Origin of the sequence: Klebsiella sp. C349492, from assembly GCF_042055345.1 — a bacterium.
In the GTDB taxonomy this organism is placed as follows: domain Bacteria; phylum Pseudomonadota; class Gammaproteobacteria; order Enterobacterales; family Enterobacteriaceae; genus Klebsiella; species Klebsiella scottii.
On sequence record NZ_JANQCE010000008.1, the window covers coordinates 279,131 to 304,034 of the forward strand.

Here is a 24,904-nt window from a genome sequence, read left to right on the forward strand (position 1 = left end):
TATCTTACCGCCCGGCAGAAGCCGCAGCAGGGAACTCCACGCTCATTTCATACTGCTGCAGCGCCAGGGCCGCATACCCCGCCGCGCTGAACAGCGGCGTAAACGACTCCGGAACGGTGACCGAGGTGCCAAGACCGGGGAACTGCCGGGCAAGGGCAATAAGCAGCTCGCGCGCCAGGCCGCGGCCGCGGGCGGCAGGTTCGACCCACAGCAGCTGGAGCTGCGGCTTTGCGGTGAGCGTCGCCAGCACCGCGAACGCCTGCTGATTAAGCGTCAACGCGCGGCACGGCAGCGTATTGAAGGTCATTGGGTCCATCAGCCACGGCAGCCGACCGTTGATTTCCGCCCCCGCCCTGCGCGTCAGCGCCAGCACATCGCACTGCTCCAGCACCGGCGCGCTCTCGCCCTCCGGCCGCGAGCTCAGATAGCCGCAAAGCCCGTGACGAACGCTAAAGCCCAGCGATTGATACAGCGCAACCGCGGCATGATTATCGCGAATCACCTCCAGCCACATCCGCCGCACGCCCTGGGCCTGTAGCGAGGCCATCAGCGATACCATCAGCGAGCGGCCGGTTCCTTTTCCCCGCCAGGCCGGCCGCACGGCAAACGCCGCCAGCCTGGCCGCATCGCCGCGACGGGTGATAATGGCGATTGCCGCCGGCGTGTCCCCCGCCAGCCAGACGCAAGAATCCAGCAGGCTCAGCCCTTCAGAGCTGAAGCGATGCACAAACACCTCTACCGACAGCGCAACGGGCACCAGGTAATCTTCGAAGCAGTCGCTGAGGATTGTCGTCAGCTGTTCGCTGCTAAAGCAGGTGGCGGGGACGGCGGTCAATTCCATATGTTTCTCCCAAAGGTGCTATGCTGAAGCGATGAAAAATAACACTATAACTGCCGAAGTGACATTGCGCCTGACCGAGGAGAGCGATATCCCTCGTCTGCCCGCCGTTGAGCGCTCGGCAGCGCAGGCTTTTCGTCAGATCCCCGCTCTCGCCTGGCTGGCAGATAGCGCCGTCATCAGCGCCCGGGAGCATTATCAGTATCTCGAAACGGACCACAGCCTGCTGGCCATCGGCGGCGGAGAGCCCGTTGGCTTCCTGCTGAGCGAACCGCTCGATGATGCGCTGTTTATCGTGGAAATCGCCGTCCGTCAGGAGTGGCAAGGGCGCGGAATTGGCCGGATGATGCTGGCGCAGGTTACCGACACCGCCCGCAGCATGGGCTATCCGGCGCTGACCCTCACCACCTTCCGCGAAGTTCCGTGGAACGCCCCGTTCTACACCCGCCTGGGATTCTGCATGCTCGATGAACAGCGCCTGCCATCCGGGCTGGCGGCTAAAAGGGAGCGGGAAACAAGCCACGGCCTGCTGCCGGAGACCCGCTGCGCCATGCGCCTCGCGCTGTAGCCCACATCGCCGCTTCGGCGCTGCTTTTTCTGCCCTGAATATGGTACAAAGTATCATTACACATTTAGCGACTGATACCCGTATGGCCTACTCGATTGATATCATCTCCTGCATCACCGATCGCTTCCTCGAGCTGACCGTTACCGAAAAGCGGATAGCCCAGTTTATTCTCGACGATGTCGCCGCAGCGGCCGAGCTGCCGATCGCCGAAATTGCCCGCCTGACCAGCACCAGCCAGGCCTCCGTCACCCGCTTTGCGCGGGCGCTGGGGTGCAAAGACGTCCGCGAACTGAAAATGAAGCTCGCGCAGTCGCTGGCCGTCGGGCAGCGCTTTATTCTGGATGTCCCGGATCTGGAGGGCGTACAGGGGATCTACGAGTCAATTATTGGCGTCCTGGAGACCAACCGCCGGGCGCTGGATATTAACGCGCTGAAGCGCGCCGTCTCCTGGCTTAGCGATGCCCGGCAAATACTGGCGCTCGGCATGGGCGGCGGCTCGACCATCTGCGCGCAGGAGATTCAGTATCGCCTGTTCCGCCTCGGCCTGCCGGTCGTCAGCCAGAACGACGGCCTGCTGGTGCGCATGATGAGCTCGGCCGTAACGCCGAAGGACGTGGTCATCGTGCTGTCGCTGGGGGGATATACCAAAGAGATCATTGAAAGCGCGGCTATCGCCAGGCAGTACGGGGCGAAGGTAATTGCCATCGCTCCGGCGGGTACGCCGCTGGCGGAGCAGGCGGATCTGCTGCTGCCACTGCTGGTGCGCGAAAACGACTATATTTTCAAACCCAGCACCTCGCGTTACGCCATGCTGGCGATGGTCGATGTGCTGGCCACCGAACTGGCGATGGCCAACAAGCCGCAGGCGAAAGACCGCCTGCGGCGCATCAAGCTGGCGCTCGACAGCCACCGCGGCGGCGTCGACCGCCAGCCGCTAGGCGACTAGCTCCCGGCCGGCGGCAATAAAGCGCTCCGCCTGTTCGCGGGTGCGCGTCGGCGTCTGCCCGGCGCGGTACAGATCGCTCCCCAGCCCCGCGCCGGCGCATCCGGCCCGCACCCAGACGGCGAGGTTATCCGGCGTGACGCCCCCCACCGCCAGCACCGGCACCTCCGGGGGCAGCACCGCCTTCAGAGCCCGAATGTAGTCCGGGCCAAAAGCGGAGGAGGGAAAGATTTTCAGCCACTGCGCGCCGGCCTCCAGGGCGTTAAACGCCTCCGTCGCGGTGGCGCATCCGGCGCAGACCAGCATCCCCTGCGCCACCGCCCGGCGGATCACCGCCGGCTGGGTATTGGGCGTCACCACCAGCTTCGCCCCCGACGCGGCAAGAAAATCCACCTGTTCGACGTTAAGTACCGTCCCTGCGCCAATCACCGCCCGATCGGCAAAGCGGCTGACCATCTGCGGAATACTGTGCCGCCAGTCCGGTGAATTTAGCGGGATTTCAATATAGCGAAAACCGGCGCCAATCAGCGTCTCAACGTGTTCCGCCGCCTCTGCGGGGCCAATACCGCGCAAAATCGCGATCAGCTTAACTGCGTTCATCTATTATCCTCGCCATACCGCTCAAAAATGCCTCATCGCCGCCACAGCTCTGCACCACCCGACCTTGCGCCGACATCGCGCGTCGGTAGCGGGCAGTCAGCGCCGGGTCCCCCACCAGGGTGACGGCGGCGGTACGATAGCGATCGCAAAAGGCCGCAGCCTCCGCGCCAATCAGCAGCCCGGAGAGATAGTCGCTGACCGAAGCCGGCGCCAGCGCCCCCAGCAGCCGTGCTGCGCGGGCGCCGAACAGCTCGGCTGCCAACGGCGACGTCATGCCTTTTTCCAGGCCCAGCTCAAAAGCGGCGTCGTCCGGTCGCTGTTCAGGAAGATGCCTGCCAATCAGCGACTGGCTAAGCAGCAGGTGATGCAGCTCGCCGGTCATGGCGGTGGAGAAATGGCGTACGACTCCGCGCTCTACCCGCACCCACTTACTGTGGGTGCCCGGCATGATGTAGCAATCGGCGGGGGCGATTTGCCCGGCGCCCAGCAGCTGGGTCTCTTCACCGCGCATCACGCCGTAGTCCCCGGCCTGTTCGACCTTGAGACCGGGCACAATCCACACGTTTTCAGCGACGCTGAACAGCTGGCGGCCCGGCGCGTCGATGGCGGCGGGGCAGGCCAGATACGGCACCGGGTACCAGCCGGCGTCGCTGCCGATCATCCCGGCCATCACCACCGGCAGCGCCCGATCGCCGCGCCAGGGCGCCAGATGCTGGCGGAATATATCCGCCGGCGCCTGCCCGTTAAGCCGGGAAATCCCCAACGGCAGCTGTTTCGTTTCAACGCACTCCCCGTCGCGTATCAGCCAGCCGCGCAGCTGCGTGGAGCCCCAGTCGACGGCAATATAGTCCTGCATCTGCGTCTCCTTAGCCCTGCGACGTATTGCGTTTACCGATGGCCAGCGGCGGTGCCGCCGGGGTGCTTTCCCGCTCGCGGGTAATCATCTCCAGCGCCTCTTCACGGCTCATGCTGCTCGCCGGCGTCAGCAGCGTGACGATCACCGAGGCCGCCAGGCTGGTGAGCACCGACGGGATACACGGATTGCCCCAGAACGCCAGCCAGTCGCTGTCCATCAGCACGGCGACCGATGCGCCGGCGCCGCCGGCCAGAGCGGCCACCGCCCCCTGCCAGTTAAAGCGCGTCCAGAAGCGGCCGAGCATGGTGCAGATAAACATCCCGGACATAATCATCGAGATCATTTTGGTGATGTAGCTAATGATGTCGTTGGAGGTCAGGGCAAATATCAGCGCCAGGGCGATAACCAGCACGAGGAACATCCGCGACAGGCGAATCGCCCTCTCCGGCGCGGGCATATGGCCGGTCACCAGGGTGTAAAGGTCGCGCAGCATAATCGAGACGGCGGCGATGGCGTCGGAGCTGCCGGAGGACATGTTGGCCGACATCCCGGCGATCAGAATCGCCATCGCCAGCACCGGCGGCAGGACCTGGGTGGCAAACAGGAAGGCAAAGCCGCTGTTTTCGAGATTGGCGTTCATCGTCCACACCGCCATGCCGATAATCGCCGGCAGGAACGAAAAGCCGAGATAGAGCAGGCCGGTGATGGTGAACGACTGGCGCACGGAGGAGACGGTTTTTGCCGAGTAAATACGCTGGCGGTAGGACGGCGTTGCCAGAACCCCCACGCCAATCACCACCGCCAGAGAGAGCGCGGGAAGCACGCCGAGCTTATCGACGGCAAACAGACTCTGGGCCGCCGGGTCAACCGCCTGCTGAATATGGCTCCAGCCGCCGACGTGATGGACCGCGAGGATCGCCATTAAAATAAAGCCGACGAACAGGACAATCGATTGAATGGTGTCGATCCAGACCACCGCGGAGTAGCCGCCGATGCCGACGTAAACCACAAAAGCCAGCGCAATAATAATTTTGGCGACGTTGATATCAATTCCGCTGGCCCACGCCAGATATAGCCCGCCGCCTAATATATGGGCGCCGAGCCAGCCGATCGAGGCAATAAAAATAAGGATCGCTACCAGGTTTTTAATAATTTTACTGCCGCCGGTATAATACGACATCTCTTCGCTCATGGTCATAAAGCGAAATTTACGCACCGGGGCGAAGAGCCACGCCACCAGTAAAATACCGACCGCGCCGCCGAGGCCGTACAGCATCCCCGCCCAGCCGTTGCTGTAGCCAAAGCCCACGGCGCCTACGCTGGAGCCGGTGCCAACCATGGTGCCGACCGTCGACCCTAGCGTCAGGAACATCGGCAGGGAGCGCCCGCCCAGCAGGAAATCATCGCCGTTCTTTTGCTTGCGTGAAACGTACCAGCCTAAAGCGATCATCGCGCAGGCATAAACGGAAAACCAAATCAGGAATGACATATTATTCATTGCTCACATCCAGGCGTAATAAATAATATTCGTACCGCTGAATATTATGAGTTAATAGTAACGATGCCGAAAAAAGGCACAGCAATCCTGGTCGCGCCGGCCGACTTATTCGGCCTGACGCTACTCTCACATTGTTATGGGTCGCTCCCCGGCCAGCGGCGGGGAGCTATTATTTAGACGCGGGCAGCGTTATAACAGGTCACATCCACTTCAACTTTGCAGTCCACCACCAGATCGGCCACGCAGCAGATCCGCGCCGGCGGATTATCGCCAAAGAACTCGCGGAACACTTTGTTGAAAGACTGGAAATAGCGCGAGTCGGTGAGGATCACCTTCACGTGCACCACGTCGGCAAGGGTATAGCCTGCTTCATTCATGATATCGACGCAGTTCTGAATCGCCAGCCGCGACTGATCGACAATGCCCCCCTCCACCACTTCGCCGTTTTTCATCGGCGTCTGGCCGGAAACATACAGCCAGCCGCCCGCTTCCACCGCGCGGGCAAACGGCAGATGCTGCCCGCCGGTGCCGGTTCCACCTTCCACGCCGTAACGTTTAATGCTCATACTCAACTCCTTCGTCCATCCGGCGGCGCAGGAAACGCCCCGCGCGCCCGGTAATTTTTTTATCGCTGCCGTAGCTCATGACGCCGTTCACCATCACCGCCTCAATGCCGTCCGCCGGCCGCTTCGGGTCGGAGAAGCTGGCAACGTCGCGCACCGTCTGTGGGTCAAACAGTACCAGATCGGCAAAGTAACCGATTTTAACCAGCCCACGTTCCGATAGCTGGAAGCGCGCCGCCGACAGCCCGGTCATTTTGTGAATAGCGGTGGTCAGCGGAAAAAGCTGCTCGTCGCGGCTGTAGTGCCCCAGCACCCGTGGGAAAGCGCCCCACAGCCGCGGATGCGGCATCGGATCGTTCGGCAGGCCATCGGAGCCGATCATGGTGACCGGATAGCGCATCACCCGCCGCACGTCCTGCTCATCCATGTTGTAGTAGATAGCGCCGGCCGGCATCAGCTGCGCCGCGGCGTCGTGCAGGCTCACCTGCCACTCGTCGGCGATCTGCCGGAGCGTTTTTCCCGCCTGCTCCGGCCGGGACTCGGACCAGGTGATCACGATGTCGAATTCATCGGTCACCTGCTTCATATCCAGCGTGGAGGAGCTGGCGGAATAGGGATAGCAGTCGCAGGCGATTTCCTGGCGCTGGCGCATCTCATCGAAGAAGGCCAGCGTCTCGCGCGTGCGCCCCCAGTTCTTTGCCCCGGCGCATTTATGATGAGAAACCACCACCGGCACGTTGCCGTGACGACCGATACGAAACGCTTCGTCGAGAGCCTCAAGGATAGGCTCAAATTCAGACCGCAGATGGGTGGTGTAGATCCCCTGCTCCGCCGCCAGCTCTTCCGCCAGCGCCATCACCTCTTCGGTGGTGGAGTGGAACGCGCTGGCGTAGGCCAGGCCGGTGCTCAGGCCCAGCGCCCCCTGGCGTAGCGCATCGCGCAGCTGGACGCGCATTCCGGCAATCTCCGTCTCCGTCGCCGGGCGGAACAGATCGTCCATATGGTTATTACGCAGCGCAGTATGGCCAATCAGCGTGCCGACGTTGAGCGACGGCCGGGCCGCTTCCACCGCGTGGGCATAGGCCTGCACGGTGGGATAGATAAACTGCTCCTGCTCGCCCAGCAGGTTCATCGGATCGGGCACCGCGCCGCGCATGGTCGCCATTGCCGCGCTGATCCCGCAGTTACCGACGATCACCGTCGTCACGCCCTGACTGAGCTTGGGTAAATATTCCGGCATCCGGATGACGTTGATATCGTCATGGGTATGCACATCGATAAAGCCGGGCGCCAGCACGCGCCCCTGGCCTTCAATTTCGCGCTCTGCCGTCACCTGCAGCGCCGGAGCGATAGCCACAATGCGATCGCCCTTCACCGCCACGTCGGCGCGATACTGCGGCCCGCCGCTGCCGTCAATAACCGTGACGTTCTTAAAAAGCCAGTCAACCTTCATAGCAATTACTCCCTTTCGACTATGCCGACAAGTTAACCATTTACAAGGCGGAAAAACAGTGGAAAACTACGCAAAACCCAGATCGTTTTGTGATACTTTTATTCACAATGAATAATATTTAAGTATTAAAATAATATTTATCAAATAGTTATAACTGATACCCATTTAAAATCCGAAAGTAAAACCTGAAAGGATAGTGTTATGAAATACCACCACGCAACGCTTGTCCCGCATAAATCAGCGCCGATGACATCGCCGGCGAACCTGCTGGCGGAAGAGGTCTGCCTTCCCGCCGCGCTGCTGAAAAAAAGCGCGCTGGAAAACAATATCGCCTGGATGCAGCGCTACGCTGACGCCCGCGGCGTCTCGCTGGCGCCGCACGGCAAAACGACGATGACGCCGTGGATTTTTCAGGCCCAGCAGCGGGCCGGCGCCTGGGGAATCGGGGTCGGCAGCGCCTGGCAGGCGGCTGCGGCGATGGCCAGCGGCGTCCAGCGCGTATTGATGGTCAATCAGCTGGTGGGCAAGGCCAACATGCAGGCCGTTTCTCAGCTGAAAACCCACTACCGCAGCGTAGATTTCATCTGCTGCATAGATAGCCTCGCTAACGCCCGCGCGCTGTCGGCTTTTTTTGCCGAACGCCGGCAAACGCTGGACGTGCTGATTGAGCTTGGGGTGCCCGGCGGGCGCTGCGGCTGTCGCAGCCTGGAGGATGCGCTGGCGCTGGCACAGACCGCGGCCGAGCTACCGGGCCTGACGCTGCGCGGGCTGGAGCTGTATGAAGGAGTGCTGCACGGCGACGATCCGCAGCCGCAGGTTGAAGCGCTGCTGCGCCAGGCCGCGGACCTCGCCTGCCGAATGGAGCCGCTGGTCGACGGCGAGTTTATCCTGACCGGCGCCGGCACCGTGTGGTATGACGTGGTGTGTAACGTCTGGCTGGCGGCCAAAAAGCCGGCGCGCTGCCGAATAGCGATCCGCCCCGGCTGCTACATCACGCACGATATGGGGATCTACGATGTTGCCCAGCAGGAGCTGATCGCCCGGGATCCGATCGCCTGCGATCTGGCCGGCGATCTGACCTCGGCCCTCGAGCTGATGGCGATGGTGCAGTCGGTTCCGGAGGCGGATCGCGCGGTGGTCAACTTCGGCAAGCGCGACTGCGCTTTCGATGCCGGCCTGCCGCAGCCCATCGCCCACTATCGCGGCGGAGAGCCGCTGCCGCTGCGCGCGGAGGAGATCGTCAGCGTCGGGATCATGGATCAGCACTGCATGCTGCGCCTGGCGCCCGGCAGCGATGTGCAGGTCGGCGATATCCTGGTCTTTGGCACCTCGCACCCGTGTCTGACCTTCGACAAATGGAAAACGCTGCTGCTGGTCGACGACGAGTACAACCTGCTGGAAGAGCTGGATACGCTGTTCTGATTCATCCCGCATGACGGCCCGCGCCGTCTCCGGGCTCCGCGTCCGGCCTCGCTAAGCGCCGGATCGCCGGAGAAATCGCCTAACGCCGCAGGGCGACAATCTCCTCATACAGCGAACGCCCGATCGTCACGCCCTGGCGTTCGCTGACCTGACGACAATCGAAGCGCCGCTCTCCGGGAAGACGGGCCCCCTGCGAGCGCATGGCATCAAACAGCGTCTCCGCCCGCGCCAGGTGTTCGTCCGCCTGCGGCCCGAGAAAACGCTGCGGATCGAGCGCCAGAATCAGCTCGCCGCCGTACGGTAGCCCGCCCGCGCCCTTATCCCACGCCAGCGACTCCGCACTGGTCATATCGCCAATCAGCGGCCCGGCGAGCAGCTCCACCATCGCCGCCAGCGCCGAACCCTTATGGCCGCCAAAGGTCAGCATCGCTCCGTCGAGAACGGCGGCGGCGTCGGTGGTGGGCTCTCCTTCGGCGTCGATTCCCCAGCCTTCCGGCAAGGCCTTCCCGGCACGCTGATGCAGCTGGATCTCGCCGCGCGCCGCCACGCTGGTTGCCATATCAAAAATAAACGGCGGCCTGTCGCCGCGCGGCCAGCCAAAGGCGATAGGGTTGGTGCCAAAGAGCGGACGGCTGCCGCCCGCCGGCGCGACCCACGCGTGGCCCGGCGTGCAGGCCAGCCCCACCAGCCCCGCCTCGGTGAGCGGCTCAACGTCGGCAAACAGGGCCGAGAAATGCACGCAGCGGTTAATCGCCAGCGCGGCAATACCGCTGTGGCGCGCCTTGGCGCACAAGAGCGGCAGCGCTCGCTCAAGCGCCAGCAGCGAAAAGGCGCCGTTAGCATCCACCCGCACAACCGCCGGCGCCCGGTCGTCAATCTGCGGCTCGGCGTCGGGCGAGACCTTCCCTTTGCGCAGGGTATCGACTATCCCCAGCAGCCGCCACAGGCCGTGGGAAGCGCAGCCGTCGCGCTCCCCGGCGGTCACGTTACGCGCCACGGCCGCCGCATGGCTCTCGCTGAAACCATTATCGCTGAGCACCTGGCGGGAAAGCGCTTCAGCCTCGGGCAACGTCAGCGTTACCGTCTCCATAATCTTCTCCTTTGCTCTTCTTCTACTCTTCTTCATCGCCATTAAAGTTAGCCTGAGGAAGGCAGCTGCGCGCGCTGATTTACTCCTCTTGCCGATCGTCGCGCGCGGCGCCGTTACGGTTGCCGAGCGCGATAAACTCCTCCAGCAGCGCGGTCAGCTGCTGCATTTTTTCGCTGGTAAACTCTTCTTCGATCAGGCGATAGGCCTCTTCAACCTGAGCCTGGGCGCTTTGATACAGCTTTGTTCCTTCCGCCGTCAGCGAAACGTACAGCTTGCGCTGATCGCTGACCGGCTTCAGACGCAGCACCAGGCCGTCACGTTCCATGCGGGTCAAAATACCGGTCAGGCTCGGGCGCAAAATGCAGGCGCGGAAGGCCAGGTCGTGGAAATCCATCGACGGGTTTTCGGCAAGGATGCGCACAATACGCCACTGCTGCTCGGTGAGATTATGGCGTTTGACGATCGGCCGAAAGTGGCCCATCGCCGCTTCCCGCGCCTGCAACAGCGCAATGGTTAACGAATCATGCATCACATACCTCTACATCGTATTTCAGAATCTATTAACAAGTTAATAATTAGCGTTTATTTGCCGATGACGCAACCGGTTTCTGCTGCTGAAAAGTACCAGTCTTTTCATGAAAAATAACTAACAATATGATTATAAACAATTAAGTTTCATTCATGTAAATTTATTGTTAATCCGATCACAAAACATTCACTTCTGTTTGCCAAACCCTTCCGCAAGGAATAAAAGGTAATCATTAACATATTAATGAAATCCATTAAGCTTCAGAAATCAGTACCAGAGGAGTGGTGAATGAAAGGTACCATCTTCGCCGTTGCGCTTAACCACGGCAGCCAGCTCGACGCCTGGCGGGAAGCGTTCCAACAGGCCCCGTACAAAACGCCGCCGCAAACTGCGGTCTGGTTTATCAAACCGCGCAATACCGTTATCGGCAGCGGCGACGCGATCCCTTACCCGCAGGGGGAAACCGTGCAGAGCGGCGCCACCGTGGCGCTGATCGTCGGTAAAACCGCACGCGGCGTCTCCGTCGAAGAGGCCGCCTCCTGCATCGCCGGCTACGCGCTGGCCAACGACGTCAGTCTGCCGGAAGAGAGCTTTTACCGCCCGGCGATTAAGGCGAAATGCCGCGACGGTTTCTGCCCGCTGGGCGACCTCGTCCCGGTACAGAACGTCGATAATCTGACCATCATCACCGAAATCAACGGTCGCGAAGCGGATAGCTGGAACACCGCCGACCTGCAGCGCAGCGCCGCCGAGCTGCTAAGCGCCCTGAGCGAGTTCGCCACCCTCAACCCCGGCGATGCCATTCTGATCGGCACTCCGCACGCCCGCGTAACGCTGCGCCCCGGCGATCGCGTACGCATTCTCGCCGAGGGTTTCCCGGCGCTGGAAAACCCGGTAGTCGCAGAAGGAGAGCCGGCATGAAACAGGCACGTATCGAGTGGCAGGGTCAGGTACGCAACGCGCAGGTCGACGATCGTGAGCAGGCGATCCTCGACGACGGCACGCGGCTGCAGGAGGGCGAATTCCGCTGGCTGCCGCCCGCCGAGGGCACCCTGTTCGCGCTGGGGCTGAACTACGCCGACCACGCCAGCGAGCTGGAATTCAAGCCGCCGGAAGAGCCGCTGGTGTTTATCAAAGCGCCGAACACCTTTATCGGCCACCGCCAGGAGTCGGTGCGTCCGGATAACGTCGAATATATGCATTACGAAGCCGAACTGGTGGTGGTGATTGGCAAAACCGCGCGCAAGGTCAGCGAGGCCGACGCCCTGGACTACGTCGCCGGCTATACCGTCTGCAATGACTACGCCATTCGCGACTATCTGGAAAACTACTACCGGCCGAATCTGCGGGTAAAAAGCCGCGACACCCTGACCCCCATCGGGCCGTGGATCGTGAGCAAAGAGACGGTCCCGGACCCGCACAACCTGACCCTGAGCACCTGGGTCAACGGCGAACTGCGCCAGCAGGGCACCACCGCCGATCTGATCTTCAGCATCCCGTACCTGATTGCCTGGCTGAGCGACTTTATGACCCTGCAACCGGGCGACATGATCGCCACCGGCACGCCGAAGGGGCTGTCTGACGTGGTGCCGGGTGACGAAGTGATCGTCGAAGTCGAAGGCGTGGGCCGCCTGGTCAACCGCATCATCAGCCAGCAAGCGTATGAGGAGAAGCTGTCATGAAAAAAATTAACCACTGGATCAACGGCGAAAGCGTGGCAAGCGCGGAGTATTTCCACACCACCAACCCGGCCACCGGCGAAGTGCTGGCGGAAGTCGCCTCCGGCGGCGAAGCCGAAGTGAATCAGGCGGTAGCGGCAGCCAAAGCGGCGTTCCCGAAATGGGCCAACCTGCCGATGAAGGAGCGCGCGCGCCTGATGCGCCGTCTGGGCGATCTGATAGACCAGAACGTTCCGCAGATCGCGGCGATGGAGACCGCCGATACCGGCCTGCCGATCCACCAGACCAAAAACGTGCTGATCCCGCGCGCTTCGCACAACTTCGAATTCTTCGCCGAAGTGTGCCAGCAGATGAACGGCAAAACCTATCCGGTTGACGACAAGATGCTCAACTACACCCTCGTGCAGCCGGTCGGCGTCTGCGCGCTGGTGTCGCCGTGGAACGTGCCGTTTATGACCGCGACCTGGAAGGTGGCGCCGTGCCTGGCGCTGGGCAACACCGCGGTGCTGAAAATGTCCGAGCTGTCGCCGCTCACCGCCGACCGTCTCGGCGAGCTGGCGCTGGAAGCCGGTATTCCGCCGGGCGTGCTGAACGTAGTACAGGGCTACGGCGCGAACGCCGGTGACGCGCTGGTGCGCCATCATGACGTGCGCGCGGTGTCGTTTACCGGCGGCACCGCCACCGGACGTAACATCATGAAAAACGCCGGACTGAAAAAGTACTCGATGGAGCTGGGGGGCAAATCGCCGGTGCTGATTTTTGAAGATGCCGATATCGAGCGCGCGCTGGATGCCGCCCTGTTCACCATCTTCTCAATCAACGGCGAACGCTGCACCGCCGGCTCGCGCATCTTCATTCAGCAGAGCATTTACCCGGAGTTCGTCAAGCGCTTCGCTGAACGCGCCAGCCGCCTGCGCGTCGGTGACCCGACCGATCCCAACACCCAGGTCGGGGCGCTGATAAGCCAGCAGCACTGGGAAAAAGTCTCCGGCTATATCCGCCTCGGCATCGAGGAAGGCGCCACGCTGCTGGCCGGCGGCCCGGATAAACCCACCGACCTGCCGGCGCATCTTCGCGGCGGCAACTTCCTGCGCCCGACGGTGCTGGCGGACGTCGATAACCGCATGCGGGTTGCCCAGGAAGAAATCTTTGGCCCGGTCGCCTGTCTGCTGCCGTTTAAAGACGAAGCCGAAGGTCTGCGCCTCGCCAACGATATCGAATACGGCCTCGCCTCCTATATCTGGACCCAGGACATCAGCAAGGTCCTGCGCCTCGCGCGCGGTATTGAAGCCGGCATGGTCTTCGTCAATACCCAGAACGTCCGCGACCTGCGCCAGCCGTTCGGCGGCGTGAAAGCCTCCGGCACCGGCCGCGAAGGCGGCGAGTACAGCTTCGAAGTGTTCGCCGAAATGAAAAACGTCTGTATTTCCATGGGTGACCATCCGATCCCGAAATGGGGTTTATAAGGAGCACAAGATGGGCAAATTAGCGTTAGCCGCCAAGATTACTCACGTACCGTCCATGTATCTCTCCGAGCTGCCGGGGAAAAACCACGGCTGCCGCCAGTCGGCGATCGACGGTCATAAGGAGATCGGTAAACGGTGCCGGGAGATGGGCGTCGATACGATTATCGTCTTTGATACCCACTGGCTGGTGAACAGCGCCTACCACATTAACTGCGCCGAGCATTTTAAGGGGATCTATACCAGCAACGAGCTGCCGCACTTTATTCGCGACATGACCTACGACTACGACGGTAACCCGGAGCTGGGCCAGCTGATTGCCGACGAAGCGGTCAAGCTGGGCGTCCGCGCCAAGGCGCACAACATCCCGAGCCTCAAGCTGGAGTACGGCACCCTGGTGCCGATGCGCTATATGAACAGCGATAAGCATTTCAAAGTGGTCTCGATCTCCGCTTTTTGCACCGTTCACGACTTCGCCGACAGCCGCAGGCTGGGGGAAGCTATCGTCAAGGCCATTGAAAAATATGACGGTACCGTAGCGGTCTTCGCCAGCGGCTCGCTGTCGCACCGCTTTATCGACGACCAGCGCGCCGAAGAGGGGATGAACAGCTACACCCGCGAGTTTGACCACCAGATGGATGAGCGGGTGGTAAAACTGTGGCGCGAAGGCAAATTCAAAGAGTTCTGCACCATGCTGCCGGAGTATGCCGACTACTGCTACGGCGAAGGCAATATGCACGATACGGTGATGCTGCTCGGCGTGCTCGGCTGGGATAAATACGACGGCAAGGTCGAGTTTATCACCGACCTGTTCGCCAGCTCCGGTACCGGCCAGGTCAACGCCGTCTTCCCGCTGCCGGCTCAGGCGTAAGGGGTCTGCGATGCCACATTTTATCGCCGAGTGCACGAACAACATCCGCGAACAGGCCGATCTGCCCGGCCTGTTCGCCGAGGTCAATCAGGCGCTGGCCGCCACCGGTATTTTCCCGATCGGCGGCATCCGCAGCCGCGCCATCTGGCTGGATACCTGGCAGATGGCCGACGGCAGGCACGATTACGCCTTCGTGCATATGACGCTGAAAATCGGCAGCGGGCGCAGTCTGGAAAGCCGCCAGCAAACGGGAGAGATGCTCTTTGCCCTGATCAAAGCGCATTTCGCCGCGCTGATGGAGAGCCGCTACCTGGCGCTGTCGTTCGAGATTGCGGAGCTGCACCCGACCCTGAATTACAAACAGAACAACGTCCACGCGCTGTTTAAATAATTGACGTTATCCGGACGCGGGCTCCCCGACCTCGGCGCTCTCGTCCGGGCAACCCGATGGTACCAATTGCAGGCAATGTCACAGGAATCCCTATGCTCGATAAACAGACCCGCACCCTGATCGCCCGGCGGCTGAACCAGGCCGAAAAGCAGCGTGAACAGATCCGCGCCATCTCTCTCGATTATCCCTCGATCACCATCGAGGACGCCTACGCCGTCCAGCGCGAGTGGGTCGAGCTGAAAATTGCCGAGGGCCGGGTGCTGAAGGGCCATAAGATTGGCCTGACCTCGAAGGCGATGCAGGCCAGCTCGCAGATTAGCGAACCGGACTACGGCGCGCTGCTCGACGATATGTTTTTTCACGACGGCGGCGATATTCCCACCGACCGCTTTATCGTTCCGCGCATCGAGGTCGAGCTGGCCTTCGTGCTGGCCAAACCGCTGCGCGGCCCGAACTGTACGCTGTTCGACGTCTATAACGCCACCGACTACGTGAGCCCGGCGCTGGAGCTGATCGACGCCCGCTGCCACAACGTCGATCCTGAAACCCAGCGTCCGCGTAAGGTGTTCGACACCATCTCCGATAACGCCGCCAACGCCGGGGTGATCCTCGGCGGCCGGCCGGTTAAGCCTGATGAGCTGGATCTGCGCTGGATCTCCGCCCTGCTATACCGCAACGGGGTCATCGAAGAGACCGGCGTCGCCGCCGGCGTGCTGAATCACCCGGCCAACGGCGTTGCCTGGCTGGCGAACAAGCTGGCGGCGCACGATGTGCAGCTGGAGGCCGGGCAAATTATCCTCGGCGGCTCGTTTACCCGTCCGGTCGCGGCGCGCAAAGGCGATACCTTCCACGTCGATTACGGCAACATGGGCGCGATTAGCTGCCGCTTTGTCTAGGGGAAAGAAGAAGATGAATAATGCCTTTAAAGATGCGCTGCAGGCCGGGCGCCCGCAAATCGGCCTGTGGCTGGGACTCTGCAGCAGCTACAGCGCCGAGCTGCTGGCCGGCGCCGGATTCGACTGGCTGCTGATTGACGGTGAACACGCGCCGAACAGCGTGCAGACGGTGCTGACCCAGCTGCAGGCGGTAGCGCCTTACGCCAGCCAGCCGGTCGTGCGCCCTTCGTGGAACGACCCGGTGCAGATTAAACAGCTGCTGGACGTCGGGGCGCAAACCCTGCTGGTGCCGATGGTGCAGAACGCCGACGAAGCGCGGCTGGCGGTGAAAGCCACGCGCTATCCGCCGGCCGGCATTCGCGGCGTCGGCAGCGCCCTGGCCCGCGCTTCGCGCTGGAACCGCATCCCGGATTATCTCCACCAGGCCAACGATGCCATGTGCGTGCTGGTGCAGATTGAGACCCGCGAGGCGCTGAAAAACCTGCCGCAGATCCTCGAGGTTGAGGGGGTGGACGGCGTGTTTATCGGCCCGGCGGATCTCAGCGCCGATATGGGCTTCGGCGGCAATCCGCAGCATTCGGAAGTGCAGGCGGCGATCGAAAGCGCCATCGTGCAAATCCGGCGGGCGGGCAAAGCGCCGGGCATTCTGATGGCCAATGAGCAGCTGGCAAAACGCTACCTTGAGCTCGGCGCGCTGTTTGTCGCCGTCGGCGTCGACACTACCCTGCTCGCCCGCGCCGCCGAAGCCTTAGCCGGGCGCTTTGGCGCCGGCGGAACGACAGCCCAGCCCGGCGTCTATTAAGAACGCCACATCGCAACCCTACAAAAATTCCCATTAGAGGAAAGACCATGAGCGACACATCATCAGCCATTCCGGAGACGCGCGATCCCGCCAATCAGCACAAGCAGCTGACGGCGCAGCAGCAGTCGGTTATCAATAAGCTGTTTCGCCGCCTGATCGTATTTTTGTTCGTGCTGTTTATCTTTTCATTTCTCGACCGCATCAATATCGGCTTTGCCGGACTAACGATGGGACAGGATCTGGGGCTGAACGCCACTATGTTCGGCCTTGCCACCACGCTGTTTTACGCCACCTACGTTATCTTCGGTATTCCGAGCAATATCATGCTCAGCATCGTCGGCGCCCGCCGCTGGATAGCCACCATCATGGTGCTGTGGGGGATCGCCTCCACCGCCACGATGTTCGCCACCGGCCCCAAAAGCCTGTACGTGCTGCGTATGCTGGTCGGGATCACCGAGGCCGGCTTTCTGCCCGGCATTCTGCTCTATTTAACCTACTGGTTTCCGGCATTTTTCCGCGCCCGCGCCAACGCCCTGTTTATGATTGCCATGCCGGTGACCACCGCCATCGGTTCGATTGTTTCCGGCTATATTCTGTCGCTGGACGGCCTCTTCAACCTGCACGGCTGGCAGTGGCTGTTTTTGCTCGAAGGGTTCCCGTCGGTGCTGCTGGGCATCATGGTGTGGTACTGGCTGGATGACTCCCCGGCAAAAGCCAAATGGCTGACCGCAGAGGACAAAAAGTGTCTGCAGGAGATGATGGATAACGACCGGCTGACGCTGGTACAGCCGGAAGGCGCCGTCAGCCACCGCGCGATGCAGCAGCGCAGCCTGTGGCGCGAAGTCTTCACGCCGATCGTGCTGATGTACACCCTGGCCTATTTTTGCCTGACCAATACGCTCAGCGCGATCAGCATCTGGACGCCGCAGATCCTTAAAAGCTTTAACGAGGGAAGCAGCAATATCACCATCGGCCTGCTGGCGGCGATCCCGCAGATCTGCACCATCCTGGGGATGATTTACTGGAGCCGACACTCGGATAAATGCCAGGAGCGCAGGCACCATACCGCCCTGCCGTATCTGTTTGCCGCCGCCGGCTGGCTGCTGGCCTCGGCGACCGATCACAGCCTGATCCAGATGCTGGGGATCGTCATGGCCTCCACCGGATCGTTCAGCGCAATGGCCATTTTCTGGACCACGCCGGATCAGTCGATCAGCCTGCGCGCCAGGGCGATCGGTATCGCCGTGATCAACGCCACCGGCAATATTGGATCGGCGCTAAGCCCGTTTATGATCGGCTGGCTGAAGGATCTGACCGGCAGCTTTAACAGCGGCCTGTGGTTTGTCGCCAGCCTGCTGGTGATTGGCGCCGTGATTATCTGGGCTATTCCGATGAAAGCCTCGCGCCCGCGCGCCACGCCTTAAGGAGCGGCTATGCCCCAGCGTTCGATCGCCAATATCGATATCAATAAAGAGTACGATGAAAGCCTGGGCACGGAAGACGTGCACTACCAGTCGTTTGCCCGCATGGCGGCCTTTTTTGGCCGCGACATGCAGGCCCATCGCCACGACCAGTATTTTCAGATGCACTTTCTCGATACCGGGCAGATTGAGCTGCAGCTCGACGATCACCGCTACTCGGTGCAGGCGCCGCTGTTCGTCCTGACGCCGCCGTCGGTGCCGCACGCGTTTATCACCGGCTCCGAGAGCGATGGCCACGTGCTGACCGTGCGGGAGGATCTGATCTGGCCGCTGCTGGAGGCGCTCTATCCCGGCACCCGGGAGGCCTTTGGCCTGCCGGGGATGTGCCTGTCGCTGGCCGATAAGCCGGACGAGCTCGCGGCGCTGGCCCACTACTGGCGGCTGATTGAGCGCGAATCGACCTCGCAGCTGGCGGGGCGCGAGCATACGCTGATGCTGCTGGCGCAGGCGGTGTTCACCCTGCTGTTGCGCAACGCCAGGCTCGACGACCACGCCGCCAGCGGCATCCGCGGCGAGCTCAAGCTGTTCCAGCGCTTTAACCAGACTATCGACGGCCACTACCACCAGCACTGGACGGTGCCGGATTACGCCAATGAGCTGCACATTACCGAATCAAGGCTGACCGACATCTGCCGGCGCTTTGCCAACCGGCCGCCGAAGCGCCTGATTTTCGACCGGCAGCTGCGCGAGGCCAAGCGGCTGCTGCTGTTTTCCGATAGCGCGGTCAATGAAATCGCCTGGCAGCTGGGGTTTAAGGACCCGGCCTATTTTGCCCGTTTTTTTCATCGCCTGGTCGGCTGCTCGCCCAGCGCCTTCAGAACGCAAAAAGTACCGGTATCCTGAGTTTTTCCCGGCAGCGGCGCGCGGGCGCCAGGCGCGGCCGGGGAAATCCGCTGCCGTGATGCCCGGCGCGCGGCGGCAAAAAACGAAAAACCGACCCGGATCACAGAACGCCATCCTGCCTGAAAAGTACCCGCCGTTGACCTAAAAGTCTCTTCACGGAACCCGCCTGAACCGCTTCAATTAAACAACAAAAAGAAAACATAAATTTAACCTTTGTACCCTAAATAATTCGAGCCGCAGCCGGATGGACGCCGCCCGAAGCATGACGGGATATGCCAATTAATACTGAAGAGGTCCCGATGAAACCTGAAGATTTCCGCGCAGACGCTAAACGCCCGTTAACCGGGGAAGAGTACCTGAAGAGCCTGCAGGACGGCCGCGAAATTTATATCTACGGCGAGCGCGTCAAAGACGTCACCACCCACCCGGCGTTCCGCAACGCCGCCGCCTCCGTCGGCCAGCTGTACGATGCGCTGCACAAACCGGCGCTGCAGGACGCCCTGTGCTGGAACACCGATACCGGCAGCGGCGGCTATACGCATAAATTCTTCCGCGTGGCGAAAAGCGCCGACGATCTGCGCCAGCAGCGCGACGCCATCGCCGAGTGGTCGCGCCTGAGCTACGGCTGGATGGGCCGCACCCCGGACTACAAAGCCGCCTTCGGCTGCGCGCTGGGCGCCAATCCGGCGTTTTACGGCCAGTTCGAACAGAACGCCCGCAGCTGGTACACCCGCATTCAGGAAACCGGCCTGTACTTTAACCACGCCATCGTCAACCCGCCGATCGACCGCCATAAGCCGGCCGATGAGGTGAAAGACGTCTACATCAAGCTGGAAAAAGAGACCGACGCCGGGATCATCGTCAGCGGGGCGAAAGTCGTCGCCACCAACTCGGCGCTGACCCACTACAACATGATTGGCTTCGGCTCCGCGCAGGTGATGGGAGAAAACCCGGACTTCGCGCTGATGTTCGTGGCCCCGATGGATGCCGAAGGGGTAAAGCTTATCTCCCGCGCCTCCTATGAAATGGTCGCCGGAGTGACCGGATCGCCGTATGACTACCCGCTCTCCAGCCGCTTCGACGAGAACGACGCGATCCTGGTGATGGATAAGGTGCTGATCCCGTGGGAAAACGTGCTGATCTATCGCGATTTCGATCGCTGTCGCCGCTGGACGATGGAAGGCGGCTTCGCCCGCATGTACCCGCTGCAGGCCTGCGTGCGTCTGGCGGTTAAGCTCGACTTTATCACCGCCCTGCTCAAGCGCTCGCTGGAGTGTACCGGCACCCTGGAGTTCCGCGGCGTGCAGGCGGATCTCGGCGAGGTGGTGGCCTGGCGCAATATGTTCTGGGCGCTGAGCGATTCGATGTGCTCCGAGGCGACGCCGTGGGTTAACGGCGCGTACCTGCCGGATCACGCTGCGCTGCAAACCTACCGCGTGATGGCGCCGATGGCCTACGCCAAAATCAAAAACATCATCGAGCGTAACGTCACCAGCGGCCTGATCTACCTGCCGTCCAGCGCGCGCGATCTCAATAATCCGCAGATCGACCAGTATCTGGCGAAATACGTGCGCGGATCGAACGGGATGGATCACGTCGAACGCATCAAGATCCTCAAGCTGATGTGGGACGCGATCGGCAGCGAATTCGGCGGCCGTCACGAGCTGTATGAAATCAACTACTCCGGTAGCCAGGATGAAATCCGCCTGCAGTGTCTGCGCCAGGCGCAGAGCTCCGGCAACATGGACAAAATGATGGCGATGGTCGATCGCTGCCTTTCTGAGTACGACCAGCACGGCTGGACGGTGCCGCATCTGCACAATAACTCTGATATCAATATGTTGGATAAGCTGCTGAAGTAATTCACAGCGGGAGGTCACAATGCAATTAGATGAACAACGCCTGCGCTTTCGCGATGCCATGTCCAGCCTGTCGGCTGCGGTGAACGTTATCACCACCGAAGGCGATGCCGGCCGCTGCGGCATCACCGCCACCGCGGTGTGCTCGGTAACCGATACGCCGCCGTCGGTGATGGTGTGTATCAACGCCAACAGCGCGATGAACCCGGTATTCCAGGGCAACGGCAGGCTGTGCATTAACGTCCTGAACCATGAGCAGGAGGTGATGGCGCGCCACTTCGCCGGAATGACCGGGGTGACGATGGAGGAGCGCTTCAGCCTCTCGTGCTGGCAAAAAGGCGTGCTGGGGCAGCCGGTGCTGAAGGATTCGCTGGCCAGCCTCGAAGGCGATATCAGCCAGGTGCAGACCATCGGCAGCCACCTAGTCTATCTGGTCGAGATCAAGAACATCACCCTCAGCCAGGAAGGCCACGGGCTGATTTACTTTAAACGTCGCTTCCATCCGGTGATGATGGAGATGGAAGCCGCGGTCTAGCCAGGCTCATTCTCCTCCCTGCCGCCAGGGGGGAGAAATTCTTGTGATCTCAATCACATATTACCCCACTGTTCATTTCCTGCCCAACCGCTTAGCCCGGCACGTGACCGCTTAACCCGCCATACAACCACTCGTTGATTTACCCAACTTTACGCGCGCAAAGTTCTGGCAAGATCGTCCCCAGCATAGTGACTCAATACCTCCTCAAAATTACGTTCAGACGGCTTCGGCCAATTATTCAACTCATAACGCCAGGTTTTACTATGGATACTAAAAAACTATTCAAGCACATACCCTGGGTGATTCTTGGAATCATCGGGGCATTTTGCCTCTCGGTCGTCGCCCTGCGTCGCGGGGAGCACGTCAGCGCCCTGTGGATTGTCGTCGCATCGGTATCGGTCTATCTGGTGGCCTACCGCTACTACAGCCTGTACATCGCCCAAAAGGTGATGAAGCTCGACCCAACCCGCGCGACGCCGGCGGTCATTAACAACGATGGCCTGAACTACGTGCCGACCAACCGCTACGTGCTGTTCGGCCACCACTTTGCCGCTATTGCCGGCGCGGGCCCGCTGGTCGGCCCGGTACTGGCCGCGCAGATGGGCTACCTGCCCGGTACGCTGTGGCTGCTGGCAGGCGTGGTTCTGGCGGGGGCGGTGCAGGACTTTATGGTGCTGTTTATCTCCTCGCGCCGTAACGGTTCATCGCTGGGTGAAATGATCAAAGAAGAGATGGGCCCGATTCCTGGGTCGATCGCCCTGTTCGGCTGCTTCCTGATTATGATAATCATCCTTGCGGTGCTGGCGCTGATCGTCGTGAAGGCGCTGGCGGAAAGCCCGTGGGGCGTCTTTACCGTCTGTTCAACCGTACCGATCGCGCTGTTTATGGGGATCTACATGCGCTTCCTGCGCCCGGGACGCGTGGGCGAAATTTCGGTTATCGGTATCGTGCTGCTGGTGGCTTCCATCTACTTCGGCGGCGTGATTGCCCACGACCCGTACTGGGGCCCGGCGCTGACCTTTAAAGACACCACCATCACCTTCACCCTGATCGGCTACGCGTTTATCTCCGCGCTGCTGCCGGTATGGCTGATTCTGGCGCCGCGCGACTACCTGGCGACGTTCCTGAAAATCGGCGTTATCGTCGGCCTGGCGCTGGGCATCGTTATCCTTAATCCGGATCTGAAAATGCCGGCGGTCACCCAGTACATCGACGGTACCGGCCCGCTGTGGAAAGGCGCCCTGTTCCCGTTCCTGTTTATCACCATCGCCTGCGGCGCGGTGTCCGGCTTCCATGCGCTGATCGCTTCCGGCACCACGCCGAAGCTGCTGGCTAACGAAACCGACGCGCGCTTTATCGGCTATGGCGCAATGCTGATGGAGTCCTTCGTGGCGGTCATGGCGCTGGTAGCGGCGTCTATCATCGAACCGGGCCTCTATTTTGCGATGAACACCCCGCCGGCCGGCCTCGGTATCGTGATGCCGAACCTGCATGAAATGGGCGGCGAAAACGCCGCGATGATTGCCGCGCAGCTGAAAGAAGTCACCGTACACGCGGCGGCTACCGTCAGCTCCTGGGGCTTCGTAATTTCGCCTGAGCAGATCCTGCAAACGGCGAAAGACATCGGTGAACCGTCGGTGCTGAACCGAGCGGGCGGCGCGCCGACCCTGGCCGTCGGTATCGCGCACGTGTTCCACAAAATCATCCCGATGGCGGATATGGGCTTCTGGTACCACTTCGGTATTCTGTTTGAGGCGCTGTTTATCCTTACCGCCCTCGATGCCGGTACCCGCGCAGGCCGCTTTATGCTCCAGGATCTGCTGGGCAACTTTGTGCCGTTCCTGAAGAAAACCGATTCGCTGGTTGCCGGTATCGTGGGGACCGCGGGCTGCGTAGGCCTGTGGGGCTACCTGCTGTATCAGGGCGTGGTCGACCCGCTGGGCGGCGTGAAGAGCCTGTGGCCGCTGTTCGGCATCTCTAACCAGATGCTGGCCGCCGTGGCGCTGGTTCTTGGCACCGTGGTGCTGGTCAAAATGCAGCGTACCAAATACATCTGGGTCACCGTGATCCCGGCCGCATGGCTGCTGCTGTGCACCACCTGGGCGCTGGGTCTGAAACTGTTCAGCACCAACCCGCAGATGGAAGGCTTCTTCTTTATGGCCCAGCAGTACAAAGAGAAGATTGCCGCCGGCGGTGAGCTTAGCGCGCAGCAGATTGCCAACATGAACCATATCGTGGTGAACAACTACACCAACGCCGGTTTAAGCATTCTGTTCCTGGTGGTGGTCTACAGCATCATCTTCTACGGCATCAAAACGTGGCTCAACGTGCGTAACAATAAGGTACGTACCGACAAAGAGACCCCGTATGTGCCGGTGCCGGAAGGCGGCGTGAAGACCTCTTCGCACCACTAATCCAGCTCCGTTCAGCCCCGCTTCGGCGGGGCTTTTCCGTAAATGACGCAACCCGGCATTAAAATAGCCCGCTCGACGGGCTCAACACATATCTGGAACGAGCAATGTTTGGTAACTTAGGTCAGGCTAAAAAGTACCTGGGTCAGGCGGCGAAGATGCTGATTGGCATTCCGGACTACGACAATTACGTCGAACATATGCAGACCAACCATCCGGATAAACCGTATATGACCTACAACGAATTCTTCCGCGAGCGCCAGGAAGCGCGCTACGGCGGGAGCGGCGAAGGCGGCGTACGCTGCTGTTAATGGAGGCACGCATGACACCGATTGCAGTTACCCTGCTGACCGGTTTTCTTGGCGCAGGCAAAACCACCCTGCTGCGGCACATTCTCAATGCGCAGCACGGCTTTAAAATCGCGGTGATCGAAAACGAATTTGGTGAAGTCTCCGTTGATGACCAGCTGATTGGCGATCGCGCCACCCAGATCAAAACCCTGACCAACGGCTGCATCTGCTGCACCCGTTCCAACGAGCTGGAAGATGCTCTGCTCGACCTGCTCGACAGCCGCGATCGCGGTGAGATTGCCTTCGACCGGCTGGTGATTGAGTGCACCGGCATGGCCGATCCCGGTCCGATTATTCAGACCTTTTTCTCCCATGAGATCCTCTGCGAACGCTACCTGCTGGATGGGGTGATTGCGCTGGTTGATGCGGTCCACGCCGACCAGCAGATGAACCAGTTCACCATCGCCCAGTCGCAGGTGGGTTACGCCGACCGTATTCTGCTGACCAAAACTGACGTCGCGGGCAGCAGCGAGGCGCTGCGCGAACGGCTGGTGCGCATCAACGCCCGGGCGCCGATTTACGCCGTCACCCACGGCGATATCGACCTGAGCCAGCTGTTTAATACCGGCGGCTTTATGCTGGAGGAGCGGGTGGTAAGTGCTAAGCCGCGCTTCCATTTTATTGCCGACCAGCAAAACGACGTTTCGTCGATTGTGGTGGAGCTGGACTACCCGGTCGATATCAGCGAGGTGTCGCGGGTTATGGAAAACCTGCTGCTCTCATTCGCCGAGCAGCTGATGCGCTACAAAGGGATGCTGTGGATTGACGGCGAGCCTAACCGCCTGCTGTTCCAGGGCGTCCAGCGCCTGTACAGCGCCGACTGGGACCGCCCGTGGGGCGACGACCAGCCGCACAGCACGCTGGTGTTTATCGGCATTAACCTGCCGGAAGAGGAGATTCGGGCGGCGTTTGCCGGATTGCGGAAGTAACGGTTCGCAGGAGCCCTCTTCCCGTGGAAGAGGG

The 24,904-nt window shown here is 61.1% G+C and carries 25 protein-coding genes and 1 pseudogene; 18 read left to right on the top strand and 8 right to left on the bottom strand.

The annotated features are described in order from the left end of the window. Positions 1 to 4: 4 nt before the first annotated feature. A complete protein-coding gene (locus NWP14_RS24910) occupies positions 5 to 841 on the bottom strand; it encodes a GNAT family N-acetyltransferase (RefSeq protein ID WP_331834509.1) in 837 nt (278 codons plus the stop codon). A 31-nt stretch (positions 842 to 872) separates the two neighbouring features. On the opposite strand from NWP14_RS24910, the gene NWP14_RS24915 reads away from it, so the two are divergent. Both NWP14_RS24915 and NWP14_RS24920 read left to right on the top strand, forming a co-directional pair. After that, positions 873 to 1,406, top strand: a complete 534-nt coding sequence (locus NWP14_RS24915; RefSeq protein ID WP_095103977.1) for a GNAT family N-acetyltransferase — start codon at positions 873 to 875, stop codon at positions 1,404 to 1,406. Between the two features lie 82 nt (positions 1,407 to 1,488). Then, positions 1,489 to 2,352: a MurR/RpiR family transcriptional regulator gene (locus NWP14_RS24920; protein WP_045860118.1), complete on the top strand. Its 864-nt coding sequence runs from the start codon at positions 1,489 to 1,491 to the stop codon at positions 2,350 to 2,352. Here NWP14_RS24920 and NWP14_RS24925 read toward each other — a convergent pair. The 5 genes from NWP14_RS24925 to NWP14_RS24945 all read right to left on the bottom strand — a co-directional run bounded on the left by NWP14_RS24925 (position 2,341) and on the right by NWP14_RS24945 (position 7,319). Continuing rightward, positions 2,341 to 2,949, bottom strand: a complete 609-nt coding sequence (locus NWP14_RS24925) for a 2-dehydro-3-deoxy-6-phosphogalactonate aldolase (RefSeq protein WP_095103979.1) — start codon at positions 2,947 to 2,949, stop codon at positions 2,341 to 2,343. The two genes, NWP14_RS24920 and NWP14_RS24925, sit on opposite strands and share 12 nt — an antisense overlap. Continuing rightward, a complete protein-coding gene (locus NWP14_RS24930; protein WP_346430441.1) occupies positions 2,936 to 3,805 on the bottom strand; it encodes a 2-dehydro-3-deoxygalactonokinase in 870 nt (289 codons plus the stop codon). Before NWP14_RS24930 ends, NWP14_RS24925 begins: the two co-directional genes overlap by 14 nt. 10 nt (positions 3,806 to 3,815) lie before the next feature. After that, entirely contained in the window at positions 3,816 to 5,303 is a 1,488-nt protein-coding gene (locus tag NWP14_RS24935; protein ID WP_375216142.1) for a sodium:solute symporter family protein, read from the bottom strand. A gap of 173 nt (positions 5,304 to 5,476) precedes the next feature. Beyond that, positions 5,477 to 5,869, bottom strand: coding sequence for a RidA family protein (locus NWP14_RS24940; protein WP_095103985.1), 393 nt, complete (start codon positions 5,867 to 5,869; stop codon positions 5,477 to 5,479). Next, the gene (locus NWP14_RS24945) at positions 5,859 to 7,319 is read right to left on the bottom strand and encodes a D-aminoacylase (protein WP_346430443.1); all 1,461 of its coding nucleotides are present in this window, start codon (positions 7,317 to 7,319) and stop codon (positions 5,859 to 5,861) included. Before NWP14_RS24945 ends, NWP14_RS24940 begins: the two co-directional genes overlap by 11 nt. Here NWP14_RS24945 and NWP14_RS24950 point away from each other — a divergent pair. Both NWP14_RS24950 and NWP14_RS24955 read left to right on the top strand, forming a co-directional pair. Then, positions 7,288 to 7,441 (top strand): annotated as a pseudogene (locus NWP14_RS24950) (hypothetical protein). The gene NWP14_RS24945 and the pseudogene NWP14_RS24950 sit on opposite strands and share 32 nt — an antisense overlap. A gap of 79 nt (positions 7,442 to 7,520) precedes the next feature. Further along, positions 7,521 to 8,741 (top strand): amino acid deaminase, encoded by a 1,221-nt coding sequence (locus NWP14_RS24955; protein ID WP_375216143.1) that lies wholly within the window; start codon positions 7,521 to 7,523, stop codon positions 8,739 to 8,741. A gap of 79 nt (positions 8,742 to 8,820) precedes the next feature. On the opposite strand, the gene NWP14_RS24960 is transcribed toward NWP14_RS24955, so the two are convergent. Further along, positions 8,821 to 9,831: an Ldh family oxidoreductase gene (locus tag NWP14_RS24960; protein ID WP_346430445.1), complete on the bottom strand. Its 1,011-nt coding sequence runs from the start codon at positions 9,829 to 9,831 to the stop codon at positions 8,821 to 8,823. 79 nt (positions 9,832 to 9,910) lie between these two features. Beyond that, complete coding sequence (hpaR, locus tag NWP14_RS24965) at positions 9,911 to 10,360, bottom strand: homoprotocatechuate degradation operon regulator HpaR (protein ID WP_331834502.1); 450 nt, start codon at positions 10,358 to 10,360, stop codon at positions 9,911 to 9,913. A gap of 288 nt (positions 10,361 to 10,648) precedes the next feature. Between hpaR and NWP14_RS24970 the strand changes: the two genes are divergently transcribed. The 14 genes from NWP14_RS24970 to yjiA all read left to right on the top strand — a co-directional run bounded on the left by NWP14_RS24970 (position 10,649) and on the right by yjiA (position 24,870). Continuing rightward, a complete protein-coding gene (locus NWP14_RS24970) occupies positions 10,649 to 11,281 on the top strand; it encodes a fumarylacetoacetate hydrolase family protein (RefSeq protein WP_331834501.1) in 633 nt (210 codons plus the stop codon). Further along, on the top strand, positions 11,278 to 12,042 hold the full coding sequence (locus NWP14_RS24975) for a fumarylacetoacetate hydrolase family protein (RefSeq protein ID WP_331834500.1): 765 nt from the start codon (positions 11,278 to 11,280) through the stop codon (positions 12,040 to 12,042). Before NWP14_RS24970 ends, NWP14_RS24975 begins: the two co-directional genes overlap by 4 nt. Further along, entirely contained in the window at positions 12,039 to 13,505 is a 1,467-nt protein-coding gene (gene hpaE / locus NWP14_RS24980) for a 5-carboxymethyl-2-hydroxymuconate semialdehyde dehydrogenase (RefSeq protein WP_095103997.1), read from the top strand. Before NWP14_RS24975 ends, hpaE begins: the two co-directional genes overlap by 4 nt. 10 nt (positions 13,506 to 13,515) lie before the next feature. Then, positions 13,516 to 14,373, top strand: a complete 858-nt coding sequence (hpaD, locus tag NWP14_RS24985; RefSeq protein ID WP_095103999.1) for a 3,4-dihydroxyphenylacetate 2,3-dioxygenase — start codon at positions 13,516 to 13,518, stop codon at positions 14,371 to 14,373. 10 nt (positions 14,374 to 14,383) lie between these two features. Next, positions 14,384 to 14,764, top strand: a complete 381-nt coding sequence (locus NWP14_RS24990) for a 5-carboxymethyl-2-hydroxymuconate Delta-isomerase (protein WP_095104001.1) — start codon at positions 14,384 to 14,386, stop codon at positions 14,762 to 14,764. Between the two features lie 92 nt (positions 14,765 to 14,856). Then, the gene (hpaH, locus tag NWP14_RS24995) at positions 14,857 to 15,660 is read left to right on the top strand and encodes a 2-oxo-hept-4-ene-1,7-dioate hydratase (RefSeq protein ID WP_346430446.1); all 804 of its coding nucleotides are present in this window, start codon (positions 14,857 to 14,859) and stop codon (positions 15,658 to 15,660) included. Between the two features lie 13 nt (positions 15,661 to 15,673). Next, positions 15,674 to 16,462 (top strand): 4-hydroxy-2-oxoheptanedioate aldolase, encoded by a 789-nt coding sequence (gene hpaI, locus NWP14_RS25000; protein ID WP_375216144.1) that lies wholly within the window; start codon positions 15,674 to 15,676, stop codon positions 16,460 to 16,462. A gap of 47 nt (positions 16,463 to 16,509) precedes the next feature. Then, positions 16,510 to 17,886, top strand: coding sequence for a 4-hydroxyphenylacetate permease (gene hpaX, locus NWP14_RS25005; protein ID WP_095104007.1), 1,377 nt, complete (start codon positions 16,510 to 16,512; stop codon positions 17,884 to 17,886). Between the two features lie 9 nt (positions 17,887 to 17,895). After that, positions 17,896 to 18,786, top strand: a complete 891-nt coding sequence (gene hpaA, locus NWP14_RS25010) for a 4-hydroxyphenylacetate catabolism regulatory protein HpaA (protein WP_095104009.1) — start codon at positions 17,896 to 17,898, stop codon at positions 18,784 to 18,786. Between the two features lie 299 nt (positions 18,787 to 19,085). After that, entirely contained in the window at positions 19,086 to 20,648 is a 1,563-nt protein-coding gene (gene hpaB, locus NWP14_RS25015; protein WP_095104121.1) for a 4-hydroxyphenylacetate 3-monooxygenase, oxygenase component, read from the top strand. A gap of 19 nt (positions 20,649 to 20,667) precedes the next feature. Further along, complete coding sequence (locus NWP14_RS25020; RefSeq protein WP_331834498.1) at positions 20,668 to 21,180, top strand: 4-hydroxyphenylacetate 3-monooxygenase reductase subunit; 513 nt, start codon at positions 20,668 to 20,670, stop codon at positions 21,178 to 21,180. Between the two features lie 263 nt (positions 21,181 to 21,443). Continuing rightward, positions 21,444 to 23,594: a carbon starvation CstA family protein gene (locus NWP14_RS25025; RefSeq protein WP_095104013.1), complete on the top strand. Its 2,151-nt coding sequence runs from the start codon at positions 21,444 to 21,446 to the stop codon at positions 23,592 to 23,594. Positions 23,595 to 23,698: 104 nt separating this feature from the next. Continuing rightward, on the top strand, positions 23,699 to 23,902 hold the full coding sequence (locus tag NWP14_RS25030) for a YbdD/YjiX family protein (RefSeq protein ID WP_095104015.1): 204 nt from the start codon (positions 23,699 to 23,701) through the stop codon (positions 23,900 to 23,902). A gap of 11 nt (positions 23,903 to 23,913) precedes the next feature. Beyond that, entirely contained in the window at positions 23,914 to 24,870 is a 957-nt protein-coding gene (gene yjiA / locus NWP14_RS25035; protein ID WP_159237574.1) for a GTPase, read from the top strand. The last annotated feature ends 34 nt before the right edge of the window (positions 24,871 to 24,904 follow it).